The 15,424-nt window shown below is 64.1% G+C and carries 10 protein-coding genes and 4 pseudogenes; 5 read left to right on the top strand and 9 right to left on the bottom strand.

Going from position 1 to position 15,424, the window contains the following annotated elements:
- The first annotated feature begins 9 nt into the window (after positions 1–9).
- From H0I39_RS19250 to H0I39_RS19260, 3 genes and pseudogenes are all read left to right on the top strand, one after another.
- A pseudogene (locus tag H0I39_RS19250) lies at positions 10–878 on the top strand (branched-chain amino acid ABC transporter permease).
- A 35-nt stretch (positions 879–913) separates the two neighbouring features.
- On the top strand, positions 914–1,870 hold the full coding sequence (locus tag H0I39_RS19255; protein ID WP_180551548.1) for a branched-chain amino acid ABC transporter permease: 957 nt from the start codon (positions 914–916) through the stop codon (positions 1,868–1,870).
- Between the two features lie 305 nt (positions 1,871–2,175).
- Positions 2,176–2,871, top strand: a complete 696-nt coding sequence (locus H0I39_RS19260; RefSeq protein WP_307776846.1) for a MaoC family dehydratase — start codon at positions 2,176–2,178, stop codon at positions 2,869–2,871.
- A 223-nt stretch (positions 2,872–3,094) separates the two neighbouring features.
- Here the strand turns inward: H0I39_RS19260 and H0I39_RS24355 are convergent.
- The 6 genes and pseudogenes from H0I39_RS24355 to H0I39_RS19285 all read right to left on the bottom strand — a co-directional run bounded on the left by H0I39_RS24355 (position 3,095) and on the right by H0I39_RS19285 (position 10,007).
- A pseudogene (locus tag H0I39_RS24355) lies at positions 3,095–3,750 on the bottom strand (gamma-glutamylcyclotransferase).
- A gap of 41 nt (positions 3,751–3,791) precedes the next feature.
- Positions 3,792–5,465, bottom strand: coding sequence for an electron transfer flavoprotein-ubiquinone oxidoreductase (locus H0I39_RS19270; RefSeq protein ID WP_180551549.1), 1,674 nt, complete (start codon positions 5,463–5,465; stop codon positions 3,792–3,794).
- Positions 5,466–5,570: 105 nt separating this feature from the next.
- A pseudogene (pcaF, locus tag H0I39_RS19275) lies at positions 5,571–6,777 on the bottom strand (3-oxoadipyl-CoA thiolase).
- A gap of 13 nt (positions 6,778–6,790) precedes the next feature.
- Positions 6,791–7,978: a 3-hydroxyacyl-CoA dehydrogenase gene (locus H0I39_RS22805; RefSeq protein WP_308645899.1), complete on the bottom strand. Its 1,188-nt coding sequence runs from the start codon at positions 7,976–7,978 to the stop codon at positions 6,791–6,793.
- A complete protein-coding gene (locus tag H0I39_RS22810; protein ID WP_257645897.1) occupies positions 7,960–8,838 on the bottom strand; it encodes an enoyl-CoA hydratase/isomerase family protein in 879 nt (292 codons plus the stop codon). Before H0I39_RS22810 ends, H0I39_RS22805 begins: the two co-directional genes overlap by 19 nt.
- 8 nt (positions 8,839–8,846) lie before the next feature.
- Positions 8,847–10,007 carry an acyl-CoA dehydrogenase family protein gene (locus H0I39_RS19285; RefSeq protein ID WP_180551550.1) on the bottom strand — a complete coding sequence of 387 codons (1,161 nt, stop codon included), beginning with the start codon at positions 10,005–10,007 and terminating at the stop codon, positions 8,847–8,849.
- A 103-nt stretch (positions 10,008–10,110) separates the two neighbouring features.
- On the opposite strand from H0I39_RS19285, the gene H0I39_RS19290 reads away from it, so the two are divergent.
- A complete protein-coding gene (locus H0I39_RS19290; protein WP_180551551.1) occupies positions 10,111–11,010 on the top strand; it encodes a LysR family transcriptional regulator in 900 nt (299 codons plus the stop codon).
- A 77-nt stretch (positions 11,011–11,087) separates the two neighbouring features.
- Here the strand turns inward: H0I39_RS19290 and H0I39_RS19295 are convergent, their stop codons facing one another.
- From H0I39_RS19295 to H0I39_RS19305, 3 genes and pseudogenes are all read right to left on the bottom strand, one after another.
- Complete coding sequence (locus H0I39_RS19295) at positions 11,088–11,966, bottom strand: NAD(P)-dependent oxidoreductase (RefSeq protein WP_180551552.1); 879 nt, start codon at positions 11,964–11,966, stop codon at positions 11,088–11,090.
- Between the two features lie 132 nt (positions 11,967–12,098).
- A complete protein-coding gene (locus tag H0I39_RS19300; RefSeq protein WP_180551553.1) occupies positions 12,099–12,914 on the bottom strand; it encodes an enoyl-CoA hydratase/isomerase family protein in 816 nt (271 codons plus the stop codon).
- Positions 12,915–12,939: 25 nt separating this feature from the next.
- Positions 12,940–14,330 (bottom strand): annotated as a pseudogene (locus tag H0I39_RS19305) (GntP family permease).
- A 145-nt stretch (positions 14,331–14,475) separates the two neighbouring features.
- Between H0I39_RS19305 and H0I39_RS19310 the strand changes: the two are divergent.
- Complete coding sequence (locus H0I39_RS19310) at positions 14,476–15,417, top strand: LysR family transcriptional regulator (protein WP_180551888.1); 942 nt, start codon at positions 14,476–14,478, stop codon at positions 15,415–15,417.
- Positions 15,418–15,424 lie beyond the last annotated feature (7 nt).

The following is a 15,424-nucleotide window of genomic DNA, read 5'->3' on the forward strand; positions in this document are numbered from 1 at the left end:
GAGATCCCGATGAGCACCCAAGCCCTCCTGAGCCAGCTGCTGCTGGGCCTGATCAATGGCTCGTTCTATGCCATCCTGAGTCTGGGCCTTGCGGTGATCTTCGGCCTGCTCAACATCATCAACTTCGCCCATGGCGCGCTCTACATGATCGGCGCGTTCTGCGCTTTGCTGGCCATGCAATGGTTTGGCATCGGCTACTGGGGGCGCTGATCATCGCCCCCGTCGTCGTGGGCGCGCTGGGGGTTCTTATCGAACGCCTGCTGCTGCGGCATCTCCACCAGCTTGACCACCTCTACGGCCTGCTGGTGACCTTCGGACTCGCTTTGATGGCCGAGGGCTTCTTCCGCTGGGCCTTCGGCATCTCGGGGGCGCCCTATCCCATCCCTGCCGCGCTGCAAGGCGGCGTGGACATCGGCATCATGTACCTGCCCCTGTATCGTGCATGGGTCGTGGTCGCCTCCCTGATCGTCTGCTTCGCGACCTGGTACGTGATCGAGCGCACGCCCATTGGAGCACGGCTGCGCGCAGCCACCGAACGCCCTCGGCTGACGCAAGCGCTGGGAATCAACGTGCCCGTCATGGTGACCGCGACCTATGCGGTCGGCGTAGCGCTGGCGGCTTATGCCGGGGTGCTGGCGGCGCCCATCATGCAGGTCAACCCGGTGATGGGATCGAACCTGATCATCGTGGTGTTCGCTGTCGTCGTGATCGGAGGCATGGGCTCGATCCTGGGCTCCATCGTCACCGGTCTGGGACTTGGTCTGCTCGAGGGCCTGACCAAGGTCTTCTATCCCGAGGCGTCGGCCATCGTCATCTTCGTCGTCATGGTCATGGTCCTGCTGGTACGTCCCGCCGGTCTCTTCGGCAAGACGGCCTGAGCGGCGCGTTCAACTCGAATCCAAGGAATCTCAGCATGCGCGCGCGCTACATCCTCCTAATCCTGCTGGCCATCGCGGCCCCCTTCTTCATCTACCCAACCTTCCTGATGAAGGTCCTGTGCTTCGCGCTGTTCGCCACGGCCTTCAACCTTTTGCTCGGCTTCGGGGGCCTGCTTTCCTTCGGTCACGCGGCCTTCTTCGGCGGCGCCGCGTACATCTGCGCGACGGTGGTCCAGCAATGGGGCCTGACGCCGGAACTGGGCATCCTGGCCGGTGCGCTGTACGCGCTGGTACTGGGGGCGATATTCGGCTGGATCGCCGTGCGCCGCGCCGGCATCTACTTCGCCATGATCACGCTGGCGCTCTCGCAGCTGATCTTCTTCCTGGCCCTGCAACTGCCCTTCACGGGTGGCGAGGAAGGCATCCAGGGTGTGCCGCGCGGCCGCCTGTTCGGTGTCCTCGACCTCTCAGACAACCTTGCGATGTACTTTTTCGTGCTCGCCGTCTGCGCAGCAGGCTTCTGGCTCATCCATCGAACCATCCACTCGCCCTTCGGACATGCGCTGACCGCGATTCGTGAAAACGAGCCCCGTGCGATCTCTCTCGGCTACGACGTGTCACGCTACAAGCTGCTGGCATTCATCCTCTCGGCGACGATGGCCGGCGTCGCCGGCGCGCTCAAGTCGCTGGTCTTCCAACTCGCGACACTGACGGACGTGCACTGGCACATGTCGGGCCAAGTGGTCCTGATGACGATCGTCGGAGGCCTAGGAACGATCTTGGGCCCTGCCGTGGGCGCGCTGACCATCGTCTCGCTGGAGAACCAACTCGCCGACCGCGTCGGCTCCTGGGTCACCGTGATCATGGGCGCAATCTTCGTGCTGTGCGTCATGCTGTTCCGCCGCGGGATAGTGGGCGAATTCAATGCGTGGCGCGAAACCCGACGCCGACGCTCCGCGCGAGGATCCTCCGGCCCGACCGACGCGCCCTGATTGCCTGCCTAGCATCCCGCTCTGACCAGATTCCCCCGCACTCCGCGTCGGCACCGTGCTCAGTGAACTCATTCAGAGCATGCCGGCGCCGCGATCCACCCGAGACATCGGGCCCTAGCTAACCAGTGCCCGCATATGCCCATTGATCCCGTCCGCCTGAAGAATTGGCCCTTCCAAGAGGTCGTGCATGCCTACTCGGCGCGCGACACCATTCTTTACGCGCTGTCTGTCGGCCTCGGCGCCGACCCCACGGACCCCATCAACTCCGGTACGTGTACGGAGAGGCACTTCAGGTGCTGCCGACAATGTCCCTGGTGCTGGGCGACTCCGCACTGTGGTTCCACGACCCCGAGTTCGGCCTCGACTGGTCCCGCGTGCTGTACGGTGAGGTCAGCATCGAGCTCCATGCGGCGCTGCCCAGTCAAGGGGTGGTGATCGGCCGAACGACGATCGACGACGTGATCGACAGAGGGATCAACAAGGGCGCCTTGATCTATACATCCCGCACGGTGACCGACCAATCGAGTGGACAACGGCTTTGCACAGTGCGCTCTACCTACGTCTGCAGGTCCGAGGGAGGATTCGGCGGCCCCGCTGCCACGGCTCGGCCTCTGCACGCACTCCCCGCGCGACACCCTGATGCCAGCTGCGAGCTCCCAACTCTGCCGCAGGCTGCACTGCTCTACCGCCTGAATGGGGACTCCAACCCACTGCACGCTGATCCTGTCGTGGCACAAGGCGCAGGATTCGAGCGGCCCATTCTGCATGGCCTATGCACGGTCAGCGTTGCCGGCCATGCCCTCCTCAAGACACTGTGCCACTATGACTCTGCGCGTGTTCGCAGCCTGCGCGCGCGCTTCTCCAAGCCGGTTTATCCCGGCGAAACACTCTGCACCGACATTTGGAGGGAGGCACAAGGGCTGGCGGGCTTCCGGTGCCGGGTGATCGAGCGCGGCATCGTCGTGCTCGACAACGGGTTGCTCGAGTACGAAGAAGCCTGATGCGTCAGCCGCTGGGACTGGCCATCCCAGACCGTTGGCCATTCTCCTGCGCTGAGCGCCGCGTCCTTCAGCTTCGGCAAGCTCTTCTCGGATGCCTCGGGATGCCTCGGGATGCCTCGGGATGCCTCGGGATGCCTCGGGATGCCTACAGGGTATTCCTGGGCAGACACCGGGCTCGCAGCAAAGGGGTGCAGAGGGTCAAACACACTTTGGATGCGCCGATCTAGCGTGATTGGCTCTGCAAGCCGCCTGCAATGGCTTTGATGTACTCATCCTCAAGGCCAAGCTCGATCAGCGCTTGGTGAAGTGCAAGAACATAGTCGGCGTTCGAGCCAAAGCGGCCTGCCGCCTTGGCAACCAATCGGGTAACCGTTTCCACAGATACATCCGTTTCATGCTGTGGGTGAGCAGGGTTACCCACGAAGGCCAGGGCCTCGACACTATCGCCACTAGCAAGCACAACGGGAACCCAGCTCGGCAAGTAGGCGCCCCCGGCCATCTCGCGCAGCCATAGGAGCCGCATTTCGGTGTCGACAACTTCTGGGCGGATGCGCAAGGCAACCCCTGTACTTGTCCACCTGCTTCCAAAGCCAGCACACGGCCTGGGTGCTCTAGCGTGCCGCGGCCTGAGATCGAGCGCACGCTGAAGCTGCGATGCCATCCGTCGAGCACAGCCGGTGATTTGTCCGCCAGCTCCAGCATTGGATTCCACATCAACGAGCCGTAGGCGAACACCCAGATCATGTCGGATGGCCTGCCTTCAAGCGCTTGCGCCAGGGAACGATTGACATCTTCCTCAGACCAGGAAAAGTCTGCCGGCAACGCCAAGCGGGCCAGATAGCTTCCGTCGAGAAGGTGCTCGCGTGTCAAGATGTTCATCGGCGAAAAGGTTACCTCATGTGGTTGGACACGGGCGGCGCCTACATCCCGGCGTAGTTCGGCCCGCCGCCGCCCTCCGGGGTGACCCAGACGATGTTCTGCGTCGGGTCCTTGATGTCGCAGGTCTTGCAGTGCACGCAGTTCTGCGCGTTGATCTGCAGGCGCTCGCTGTTGTCGTCGTTCGTCACGAACTCGTAGACGCCGGCCGGGCAGTAGCGGCTCTCGGGCCCGGCGAACTTCGCGAGGTTGACCTGCACCGGCACCGCCGCATTCTTCAGCGTCAGGTGGGCCGGCTGATTTTCCTCGTGGTTGGTGTTGCTGATGAACACCGACGACAGCCTGTCGAAGCTCAGCCTGCCGTCGGGCTTGGGGTAGCTGATCGGCGAGAACTCACTCGCCGGACGCAGCGCGTTGTGGTCGGCCTTGTGGTTGTGCAGCGTCCATGGCGGGCTCTTGACGCCCAGCTTGGGCAGCAGCCACTGCTCAATGCCGGTCATCAACTGGCCGGTGGTCTTGCCCTTTTTGAACCAGAGCTTGAAGTTGCGGGTCTGCTGAAGCTCTTCGTTCAGCCAGCTCTTTTCGAAGGCTTCCGGATAGGCCGTCAGCTCGTCCTGCGCGCGGCCAGCCTCCAGCGCAGGGGCCAGCGCCTCGGCGGCCAGCATGCCGCTCTTGATGGCGGCATGGCTGCCCTTGATGCGGGCCGCGTTCAAATAGCCGGCATCGCAGCCGACCAGGCAGCCACCAGGGAAGACCGTTTTGGGCAGGGCCTGCGGCGTGCCGTTGTTGATGGCGCGGGCGCCGTAGCCGATGCGCTTGCCGCCTTCGATGTGGGCGGCGATGGCCGGGTGGGTCTTCCAGCGCTGCATTTCCTCGAAGGGGCTGATGTAGGGGTTGGCGTAGTCCAACCCGATGACGAAACCCATCGTGACCCGGCTGCCCTCGAGGTGGTAGAGGAAGCCGCCACCGAAGGTGTCGCTCTCCATCGGCCAGCCGGCCGTGTGCACGACCTTGCCGGGCTGGGCATTGTCGGCGGGGACCTCCCACAGCTCCTTGATGCCGATGGCGAAGGTCTGCACGTCCTTGCCTTCGGTCAGCTTGTACTTGGCAAGCAACTGCTTACCGAGATGGCCGCGCGCGCCCTCGGCGAAGACGGTGTACTTGCCCAGCAGCTCCATGCCGAGCTGGAAGTGGTCGGTTGGTTCGCCGTCCTTGCCCAGTCCCATGTTGCCGGTGGCCACGCCCTTCACGCGGCCCTGCTCATCGTAGAGCACCTCGGCGGCGGCGAAGCCCGGGAAGATCTCGACGCCCAGGCTCTCGGCCTGCTGGGCCATCCACTTGGTGACGTCGGACAGGCTGATGACGTAGCAGCCATGGTTGTGGAAGTTGCGCGGCACCAGCCAGTCGGGCGTGCGCGAGCTGCCCGTCGCGCTGAGGAAGAGCACGTCGTCGCCGGCGACGGGCTGACCCAGCGGGGCGCCCAGCTCCTTCCAGTTCGGGAACAGCTCCTCCATCGCGCGCGGGTCCATCACCGCGCCTGACAAAATGTGGGCGCCGGGCTCTGAGCCCTTCTCCAGCACAACGACACTGGCGTCGGGCTTGAGCTGCTTGAGCCGGATAGCGGTGGCGAGGCCCGCCGGGCCGCCGCCAACGACAACCACGTCGTACTCCATCGCTTCACGCGGGCCGTAGGTACTATGAATGTCCTCAGGGCTCATGGGTGGGTAGTCTCCATTGACTGTATTTCTGGCTATGCCACTGCTCCCCGTCCGGAAAAGCGGCCCACCGCGCCGGACAACGCGGTGATCGATTGGCTTGGAACGTCAGACTTTTTCGAGAATGACAGCGATACCCTGCCCCACACCAATACACATGGTGCACAGCGCGTAGCGGCCGCCCAGCGTGTGCAGCTGGTTCACGGCGGTGGTGGCCAGGCGTGCGCCCGAGGCGCCCAGCGGGTGGCCCAGCGCAATCGCGCCGCCCCACTGGTTGACGCGCCGGTCGTCGTCGGCGATGCCCAGGTCGCGCAGCACGGCCAGGCCCTGGGCGGCAAAGGCTTCGTTCAGCTCGATCACGTCCATCTGGGCCAGCGTCAGGCCGGTCAGCTCCAGCACCTTGCGCACGGCGGGCGCGGGACCGAAGCCCATGATGCGCGGCGCCACGCCGGCGGTGGCCATGCCGACCACGCGGGCGCGCGGCGTGAGGCCATACTGCTTGGCGGCCTCTTCATTGGCCAGCAGCAGGGCGCAGGCGCCGTCGTTCACGCCGCTGGCGTTGCCGGCGGTGACGCTGCCGTCAGGCCGCACCACGCCCTTGAGCTTGGCCAGCGCCTCCTGCGTAGTGGCGCGGGGGTGCTCGTCCTGGCTCACGACGATGGGGTCGCCCTTCTTCTGCGCGATGGACACGGGCACGATCTCTTTCGCCAGGTGGCCGGCGGCAATGGCTGCGGCGGCCTTTTGCTGCGAGGCCAGGGCCATGCGGTCTTGGGCTGCGCGCTCGATCTTGAAGTCGTCGGCCACGTTCTCGGCGGTCTCGGGCATGGAGTCCACGCCGAACTGGGCCTTCATCAGCCTGTTGACGAAGCGCCAGCCGATGGTGGTGTCGTACACGGCGTTGTTGCGGCTGAAGGCGGTTTCGGCCTTGGGCATGACGAAGGGGCGCGGCTCATGCTTTCCACGCCGCCGGCGATCATCAAGCGGGCCTCGCCGGCCTTGATGGCGCGCGCGGCCGAGCCCACGGCATCCAGGCCCGAGCCGCACAGGCGGTTGATGGTGGCGCCGGGCACGTCGATGGGCAGGCCGGCCAGCAACGACGACATGCGCGCCACGTTGCGGTTGTCCTCGCCGGCCTGGTTGGCGCAGCCGTAGAGCACGTCGGCCACGGCGGTCCAGTCCACGTTGGGGTTGCGTTCCATCAGCGCCTTGATGGGCACGGCGCCGAGGTCGTCGGTGCGCACGCCGGCCAGGGCGCCGCCGTAGCGGCCGAAGGGGTGCGCACGGCGTCGCAGATGAAGGCTTCTGAAGTGTTCATGATGATCTTTGAATCAGGTTGAAAGCAGCGGGTCGAGGTCGCCCAGGGTGAAGCCGAAGCCGGCCTCCTCCGCGAGACGCTGGAGATCGTTCTCGAGCTGGTCGCGATCCTGCTGGCGCGCCCAGAACACCGGGCCGCCCTCCCAGCGAGGAAAGCCATAGCCTTGCACCAGCACTACGTCGATGTCGCTGGGGCGGGACGCCACTCCTTCGGCGAACAGCAAGGCGGCCTCGTTGACCATGGCGAGTAGAGCCCGGCGTTGGATCTCTTCAGGTGCGAGCCTGCGCCGGGTGATGCCGCGCTGCGCGCTCGCCTGCTGGACCATATCGCGGACAGCCGCATCGGTGGTCTTCTCTTGCTTGCCGTCTACATAGGCGTAGTAGCCCGCACCTGTCTTGCGCCCCAGGCGCCCAGCCTCGCACAGCTGATCCAGAATGGACACGTAGCGTTCGCGCGAATCACGCGTCGCCGCCTGCGCCTTGCGCATGCGCCAGGCAATGTCGAGGCCGGAGAGATCGGCCACAGCGAACGGTCCCATCGCAAAGCCCAGCCCGGTCAGCGCGTTGTCCACATCCTCAGGCCAGGCTCCGTCCTCGAGCATGAACTCGCACTGGCGGCGGTAGGCGTTGTAGATGCGGTTGCCGATGAAGCCGAAGGCATTGCCGGTCAGCACGGGCATCTTTTTGAGGGTGGCACCGAGCGCCATGCCGGTGGCCAGCACATCAGGGGCGGTCTTTGCGCCGCGCACCACCTCCAGCAGCTTCATCACGTTGGCCGGGCTGAAGAAATGCAGCCCCAGCACATCCTGTGGCCGCAAAGTGGCCGCAGCAATCGGGTCGATGTTGAGGTAGGAGGTGTTCGTCGCCAAGACGGCACCCCGCCGCGCATGGGCGTCGATCTTGCGAAAGACCTCCTGCTTGACGGCCATGTCTTCGAAGACCGCCTCGATCACCAGGTCGACCTGCTGCAGACGTTCCCATTCGAGGCTGGTCTGAAGGCGTGCCTCATTGGACGACGCGGCATCGGCCGAGAGCTTGCCTGCAGCGACGCGCTCACGGTAGTGGTCCGTGATGCGTTGCCGCCCTCGTTCCAGCGCAGCTCCGTCCTGCTCAAGCAACAGCACGGCCAAGCCCGCGTCGAGCGCCGAGATGGCGATGCCCGAGCCCATGGTGCCAGCCCCGATCACGGCAATGGAACGCACCTCGCGCGCAGGAGCTGAAACGCCTGCGGCAGCTTGGTGGCTTCCCGCTCGACCTTGAACTGGTATCGCAGCGCCTGGGCGGCAGTCGTGGGCACAAGGGCCAGAAACAGTTCGCGCTCCTTCTGCAGGCCTGCGTCGAACGGCAGCGTCGACGCAGCCAGCGCGTCGAGCAGCGCGCCATAAGCCGGCTGCAGCTTCTGACGGGCGGTGAGCTTCGCCCGCTGCGCAGCCACCGTGGACTGCACCTCCGCAGCATCGAGTTCGCCATCCCGAGCCCGCGGATAGGGAGCGCCCTTTTCCGCGAGCGCCGTCGCGCGCGCAGCGGCTGCGCCAATGACATCGCCGGCCACCACGTCGTCGAAAAGGCCCGACGTGGCGAGTTGTCGAGCGCCCTGGGGCTGACCGCCGGACATCAGCGCATGGGCGGCGGCAATGCCTACGAGGCGAGGCAGCCGCTGCGTTGCGCCAGAGCCGGGGATCAGGCCCAGCGTGATCTCGGGAAGCCCGATTCGGGCCTTTTCCTGTGCGATACGCCCATGGCAGCCCAGCGCCAGTTCCAAGCCACCGCCCAAGGCAACGCCGGAGATCGCGGCCACGACGGGCTTGCTGCTCGCCTCGAGACGGGCGATAACTGTGCGGAGGATGGGCTCCTGCAACTGGCGCGGCGTGCCGAACTCGGTTACGTCCGCACCGGCCGAGAATGCCTTCTCGCTACCGGTCAGCACAATGCCTCGCACGGCGGAGTCGGCCTCCGCGGCGTCGAGGTGCTGCACGATGCGTTCGCGCAATGCGTGGCCCAGACTGTTGACGGGCGGGTTGTCCAGGGCGATGACGGCGATGCCGTTGCGTATGTCGAGCATGGGCAACCTCACTCGGCCTTCATCAGCTGCTTGCCGATGACCAGTTGCTGGATCTGCGTGGTGCCTTCGTACAGGCGCAGCAGGCGCACGTCGCGGTAGAAGCGCTCGACCGGAAACTCGTTGATGTAGCCCGAGCCGCCGTGGATCTGCACGCCACGGTCGGCCACGCGGCCCACCATCTCGGTCGTGAACATCTTGGTGCACGAGGCGCGCATGCTCACTTCCGGATCGGTGACCCCAAAGGGCTTGGCGTCGTAGCGCTGGGCGGTTTCGCGCACCAACGCCCAGCCGGCCAGCAACTCGGCCTGGCTATCGGCCAGCATGGCCTGAACCAATTGGAAGTCGCCGATGCGCTGGCCGAACTGCTTGCGCTGCTGCGCGTAGGCCACACTCTCCCGCAGGATGCGCTGCGCCATGCCGCAGGCCAGCGCCGAGATGTGCAAGCGGCCACGGTCGAGCACCTTCATTGCCGTCTTGAAGCCCTTGCCTGCTTCGCCGCCGATGATGCTGGCGGCGGGAACTCGCACGTTATCGAGGTTGACGTCGCAGGTGCGCGTGCCTTTCTGTCCCATTTTCTTGTCGGACTTGCCAAGCGTCAGACCTGGCAGGCCGGCGGGGACGATGAAGGCCGAGATGCCGCCCGCGCCCGAGCCGCCGGTGCGCGCCATCAGCGTGAAGGCACCTGCGCGCGGCGCATTGGTGATGAAGCGCTTGGTGCCGCTAATCAGGTAGTCGCTGCCGTCCGCCACGGCCTTGGTCTTCAGCGAGGCAGCATCCGACCCCGCATCGGGTTCCGTGAGCGCGAAGGAGATGATCAATTCGCCGCTGGCGATGCGCGGCAGGTACTCGGCCTTCTGTTCGGGCGTGCCATCCATCAGGATGCCTTGCGAGCCGATGCCGATGTTCGTCCCCGCCACCGAGCGGAAAGCGAGCGCCGTCTGGCCGAGTTCATAGGCCACCTCGCACTCCTGTGCCATCGACAGGCCAACGCCGCCGTACTCCTCAGGAATCGAGATGCCGAACAGGCCAAGCTCTTTCATGTCGGCCACGATGTCGGCCGGTACTTCGTCGTGCTCTTCGAGATGGTTTTCGGCGGGCACCAGCCGCTCGCGGACAAAGCGTTGAACGCTGTCTTTCAGCAGTTGGAAGGTTTCTTGATCAAGCGCCATGGGGAATCTCCTTTGAATGGGCAGGATTGTTTAATGATCGAATGAACTTGACAATTAGAAAGAAAATGAACATTCTGTTCAAAAATTTCGACATATAGGATCCATGGACGCCCACGCACTCACACTCTTCGTCGACATCGTGGAAGCGGGGAATCTCAGCCTGGCCGCGCGCAACATGAAGATGAGCCGGGCCAATATCAGTTATCACCTGACCCAGCTTGAAAGGTCGGTCGGGATGCAGCTGATGCGGCGCACGACGCGGCGCGTGGAGCTCACGGACATCGGCCAGCGCCTCTACCACCACGGGTGTGTCATTCGCAATGAAGTGCTCGCCGCCAAGGAGTCGGTGGCCGTGTTCGGTAAAGGCCTGCATGGCGCGGTTCGGCTCAGCTTGCCCACCGGATTCGGGCACATGGTGATGTCCAGTTGGCTGATCGAGTTCAAGCGCCTCTATCCCGACATCGATCTCGATCTGCTGTTCGACAACCGCGTCGACGATCTCCTGCGCGACGAAGTGGACATCGCGGTGCGCGTCATGTCGGAGCCTCCGCAACAGATGGTGGCCATCGAGCTGGCCCAGGTGCGCTACGTCACCTGCGCATCGATCGACTACGCCCGCGGGCACGCGATGCCAGAGCGGCTGGAGGAACTCGGCAATGTTCCCCTGATCACGTCGGCTGTGGCAGGGCGCAACCTGAGAGTCTCGGCCTATCAAGAAGGTGAGGAACGGCGCGAACTCACGCTGCACCCCACCCTGGCATCGGAAAACTTCCAGTTCCTTCGCGAAGCCATCCTCGCCAGTCTGGGCGTCGGTCTCGTCCCCGACTATGTCGTCCGCCAGGATGTAGCCGAGGGACGCATGGTCACCGCTTTGTCCGATTGGCGCCTGAGCGTATTCGGTACCCGCATGTTCCTGCTTCGCATGCCCGGCGCCTATCAAACCGTTGCGACCCGCACGCTCATCGACTTTGTCGTCCAGAAGGCAAGGTCTTGGGCAACATAGGGTTGCGCCGGAGTTCGCTCTAGACATCTCCAGTACCTTTGATCTGGACTGAACTGGCAACCCGACAACGCCGCGTCTCAGTTGACCTGGCCGCTGCGCATCCAGCGCCCCATAGCCTGAGGGTCGGCAGAATCCACGTACTGCGAGACGCCCTTGAGCAGCCCCAGATCTAGTTGCGCGAGATCCGCCAGCTTCAACGCAAGGTGCAAGTCTTTGCTGACCACGTTGTAGATGGCGGTATAGGCCTCCTCCGAGCGCGCCCATGCGCGGTACTGCGCCCTGCCCGTTTGGGCATCGGCGGTGAGAAAATTCAGCCCAGTGCTCACGGCCAGGATCGGTGAGAGCCCCTCGAAGCTCACGCCATGCCGCTGCGCGAGCTCGATGGCCTCGGCGGTGAGGAACATGTTGGTCACGCACAGCATGTTGTTGATCACCTTGACCACCTCCGCCGCGCCCAGCGCGCCGCAATGGAAAATGCGTTCGCCCATGGCCTCCATCAGGGGCATGACGGCCTGCACGTCGGCGGCGTCGCCTCCCAACATGATGGTGAGCGTGCCCTGCTCTGCTCCCACAATGCCACCACTGATCGGCGCATCGATCAGGCGCGCACCGGCGGCTTCGATCGGGCCCTTCAGCGCCTGCAAGGTATCCGGCAAGGTAGTACTCATCATGCAGACAATGGGACGCTGCCCGGGCGCAATCGCCTGCACCAGGCCGCGCTCGCCCAACACGGCTTCCATGATCTGCGCATCATTGGCCAGGAGTACGACCACCGCATCCGCGCCTGCACAGGCAGCGACGTCAGTAGTGACCGTCGCACCCTCCTGAGCGAACGCCTCGAGCACGGCCTGGTTGCGATCGCAAACGATCAAATCGAAGCCGGCACGCCGGGCACAGCGGGCCATAGGCGCGCCCATATTGCCGACACCGATGAATGCTACGGTCTTGAGTTTCATGTGCATGTCTCCTTCGCTGCGGCGGCTCAGGCGCACCCTTTCCCGTGGGCCGGGCCTGCCACGAAGGCGCCTGACGCCACCACGGCGTCATGATTTCTTGGGATCTGCCATTCGGGCACACGGCCCGAATGCTCAGACAGGGGTACGCTGCGAGAACTTCGGCGCGCGCTTCTCCAGCAAGGCGGCGAGACCCTCCTGCGCCTCGGGGCCGCCAAACCCCATGAACTCCAGTGCCAGCGAGGTGTCGAAGATCGGACCTGCCTGGCGCAACCAGTTGTTCAGCGCGTACTTGGTCCAGCGCAGCGCTGCGGGCGCGCCGTTCGCCAGCTTCTGCGCCACCTCCAGAGCCTTCTCCTGCAGGGCGTCGTCTTCGACGGAAAGAGACACCAGCCCCAGCGCCTCGGCCTGCTCGCCGTTCAGGGGTTCGCACAGCATCAGGTGGTACTTGGCCTTGGCCATGCCACACAGCAGCGGCCAAACGATGGCCGCGTGGTCGCCCGGCGCAACGCCCAGCTTGGTGTGGCCGTCCACGATGCGCGCCGTCTTGGCCGCGATGGAAATATCGGCCAGTAGGGCTGCCACCAGACCCGCACCGACTGCCGGGCCATGGATGGCCGAGACGATGGGCTTCGAGCAGTTGATGATGTTGTAGACCAGGTCGCGCGACTCTCGCCACACCCTGGCACGCACGTTGAAATCGTCCGTCATCTCCTTGAGCATGGTGAAGTCGCCGCCCGCGGAGAAGGCGCGCCCTGCGCCGCGCAGCACGACAACACTGACGTCCGGGTCGGTATCGATTTCGCGCCAAACATCGGCAAGTTCGGCATGGCCGCGCGAATCGAGGGCGTTCATGCGCTCGGGCTTGTTCAAGGTCAGGCGCAGTACACCCTCCAGCGGACGATCGAACTCGATGGCTTCATAGCCTTGATAACGGTTGCTCTGGGTCATGTTCAGCTCCAAGGTAGTGAGAGGGTCAGACGAGGCCGGTGAGATAGAAAACGGCAATCACGAACAGGGCTGCCAAGGTCTTGATCAGCGTGATTGCAAAGATGTCCTTGTAGGCTTGCCGGTGCGTGAGCCCCGTAACCGCAAGCAAGGTGATGACCGCGCCGTTGTGCGGCAAGGTGTCCATACCGCCGCTGGCCATGGCCACAACGCGGTGCAGCACCTCCATCGGAATATGGGCGGCGTTGGCCGCAGCGATCAGGTTCTCCGACATGGCCGCCAGCGCGATGCTCATGCCGCCCGACGCCGAGCCTGTAATGCCCGCCAGCGTGCTCACGGAGACTGCCGCATTCAGCAACGGGTCCGGCACGCTGTGCAGAGCGTCCCGGATGACCAGGAAGCCGGGCAGCGCGGCGATGACCCCGCCGAAGCCATATTCGGATGCGGTGTTCATGGATGCCAGCATCGCCCCGCCCACGGCAGCCTTGCTGCCCTCGGCAAAACGCTGCTTCACCGCAGAGAACGCAGTAGCCAACACGACAAGAATGCCCAGCAGCAGCGCTCCTTGCACCGCCCAGACTGCCGTCAAGCCGGCGATTTGGGTTTCCACGGGCTTGGCCAGCCCCGGAAGGCTGACGCTGTGGAGTGCGCCGTACCACTGGGGGATCGCTTTCGTCAGCCAGAAGTTACCGATCCCCACCACGAGCAGCGGGAGCACGGCCAACAGCGGCGATGGGAGCTGCTTCCCTGCCAGTTGCTGCGGCTCATTGGTGTGATCGGAACCATAGCCCTCGCCGTTCCTGGCCGCTACGCGGCGGCGCCACTCCAGATACGCCAGGCCAGTCACGGCCAGGAACAAGGCGCCCAGCACGCCAAGCACCGGTGCCGCCCATGAGGTGGTGTTGAAGAAGGTCGTCGGAATGATGTTTTGGATCTGCGGCGTGCCGGGCAACGAGTCCATCGTGAACGAAAAGGCGCCCAGGGCAATCGCCCCGGGCATCAAGCGCTTGGGAATATTGCTTTGCCGATAGAGTTCAGCCGCAAACGGATACACCGCGAACACGACGACGAACACCGATACGCCGCCATAGGTCAGCAGTGCGCAGACCGAGACGATGATGAGATTGGCTCTGGAGCGGCCAAAGTAGCGGATCGCGGTCGCCACAATCGATTCCGCGAACCCCGACAACTCGATCGCTTTGCCAAACACCGCCCCCAGCATGAAAACCGGGAAGTACAGTTTGAGAAAGCCCGCCATTTTCTCCATGAAGACGCCGGCGAATACCGGTGCGACGGCGGATGGCTCGAAAAAATAACGGCACCGAGTGCCGCAATCGGCGCCGCCAATATGACACTGTAGCCGCGGTATGCGGCGAGCATCAAAAATACCAGGGCGCACAGCACCACAACGAATGACATATTTGTCTCCAATGCCTATTATTTCTACGGCTGCGGCAAATAATTAGAAGCCGAGCGTGGCGTTAGTCGCCGAGCACCTACGAGCAAATATTCGCTGAAGGCTTTTAAATTATCTGGTGCACCATTGCTTCGCGAAAGAAAACGATTGCACCCTTGTTGTGCACTGATGCACAATAAGCCTATGAAACAGCTTCCGGAATGGAATGACCTAAGAGTCTTCTTGATGGTGGCCCGCCTGGGCACGATTTCTTTGGCCGGAGAGAGGTTGGGTATCGAGCACTCCACGGTCTCGCGCCGCATCGACCGTCTGGAAGAGAAGCTGGGCGCGGTGTTGTTCGACCGTCGCCGCAGCGGCTACACGCTCACCGACGCCGGTCGAAGGCTGATTCCAAATGCCGAGAAGATGGAGGCTGCCCTGCTCGAAGCGGTTGAGCAGAGCCTGGGCCAGGCGGAAGTCATCGAAGGCACGGTGCGGGTGGGAACGCCCGAGGCCTTCGGCATCCACGTCCTCGCGCCCAGCTTGGCGCGGTTGCGTGATCAGCACCCTGGGCTGCACATCGAGTTGATGGCACAACCCCAGTTCCCCAGCCTCGTGACCCGGGAGGTCGAGATTCTGGTGACCCTGGAGCCCCCGGAAGCGGGTCGCTACAAGGTCGCAAGGCTGGCGCAGGTGGACTACTTCCTGTATTGCTCACCCGGCTACCGGACCTCGCACCCACCCATCCGGGAACTTGGTGACGTGGTCCACCAAGAGTTCGTGGACTACATCCACGACGGATCGGTCAGCGATCGCTACCGGATCCTGCAAGAGTTGACGCCCAACGCGCGTCGCAGCTTTTCTACCACCAGCGTCCTGGCTCAACGCACAGCAGCGGCGGCGGGCCTGGGCCTTGTCCTGCTGACGCCGTATGTCGCGCGCCAGGGCAACGACCTTGTGTGCGTTTTTCCCGACCAGCCGCTGATGACGCGTGGCCTGTGGATTGCCGCGCCAGAAGATCTGCTGAAGATCAGGCGCTACCGCTTTGTCTGGGACCACATTCGCCAACTGATCGAGCAGCATCCGGATCTGTTCCGCCGCCCGAGCTGATCGCAGA

The organism is Ottowia beijingensis, assembly GCF_013423955.1.
GTDB classification, from domain to species: Bacteria; Pseudomonadota; Gammaproteobacteria; order Burkholderiales; family Burkholderiaceae_C; genus Ottowia; species Ottowia beijingensis.

Bases quoted from the DNA above. Each gene is read 5' to 3' on its own strand.
- H0I39_RS22810 (WP_257645897.1), bottom strand. From the start codon at position 8,838: ATGCTCGACATACGCAACGGCATCGCCGTCATCGCCCTGGACAACCCG.
- H0I39_RS19260 (WP_307776846.1), top strand. From the start codon at position 2,176: ATGTCCCTGGTGCTGGGCGACTCCGCACTGTGGTTCCACGACCCCGAG.
- H0I39_RS19295 (WP_180551552.1), bottom strand. From the start codon at position 11,966: ATGAAACTCAAGACCGTAGCATTCATCGGTGTCGGCAATATGGGCGCG.
- H0I39_RS19300 (WP_180551553.1), bottom strand. From the start codon at position 12,914: ATGACCCAGAGCAACCGTTATCAAGGCTATGAAGCCATCGAGTTCGAT.
- H0I39_RS19285 (WP_180551550.1), bottom strand. From the start codon at position 10,007: ATGGCGCTTGATCAAGAAACCTTCCAACTGCTGAAAGACAGCGTTCAA.
- H0I39_RS19290 (WP_180551551.1), top strand. From the start codon at position 10,111: ATGGACGCCCACGCACTCACACTCTTCGTCGACATCGTGGAAGCGGGG.
- H0I39_RS19255 (WP_180551548.1), top strand. From the start codon at position 914: ATGCGCGCGCGCTACATCCTCCTAATCCTGCTGGCCATCGCGGCCCCC.
- H0I39_RS19270 (WP_180551549.1), bottom strand. From the start codon at position 5,465: ATGAGCCCTGAGGACATTCATAGTACCTACGGCCCGCGTGAAGCGATG.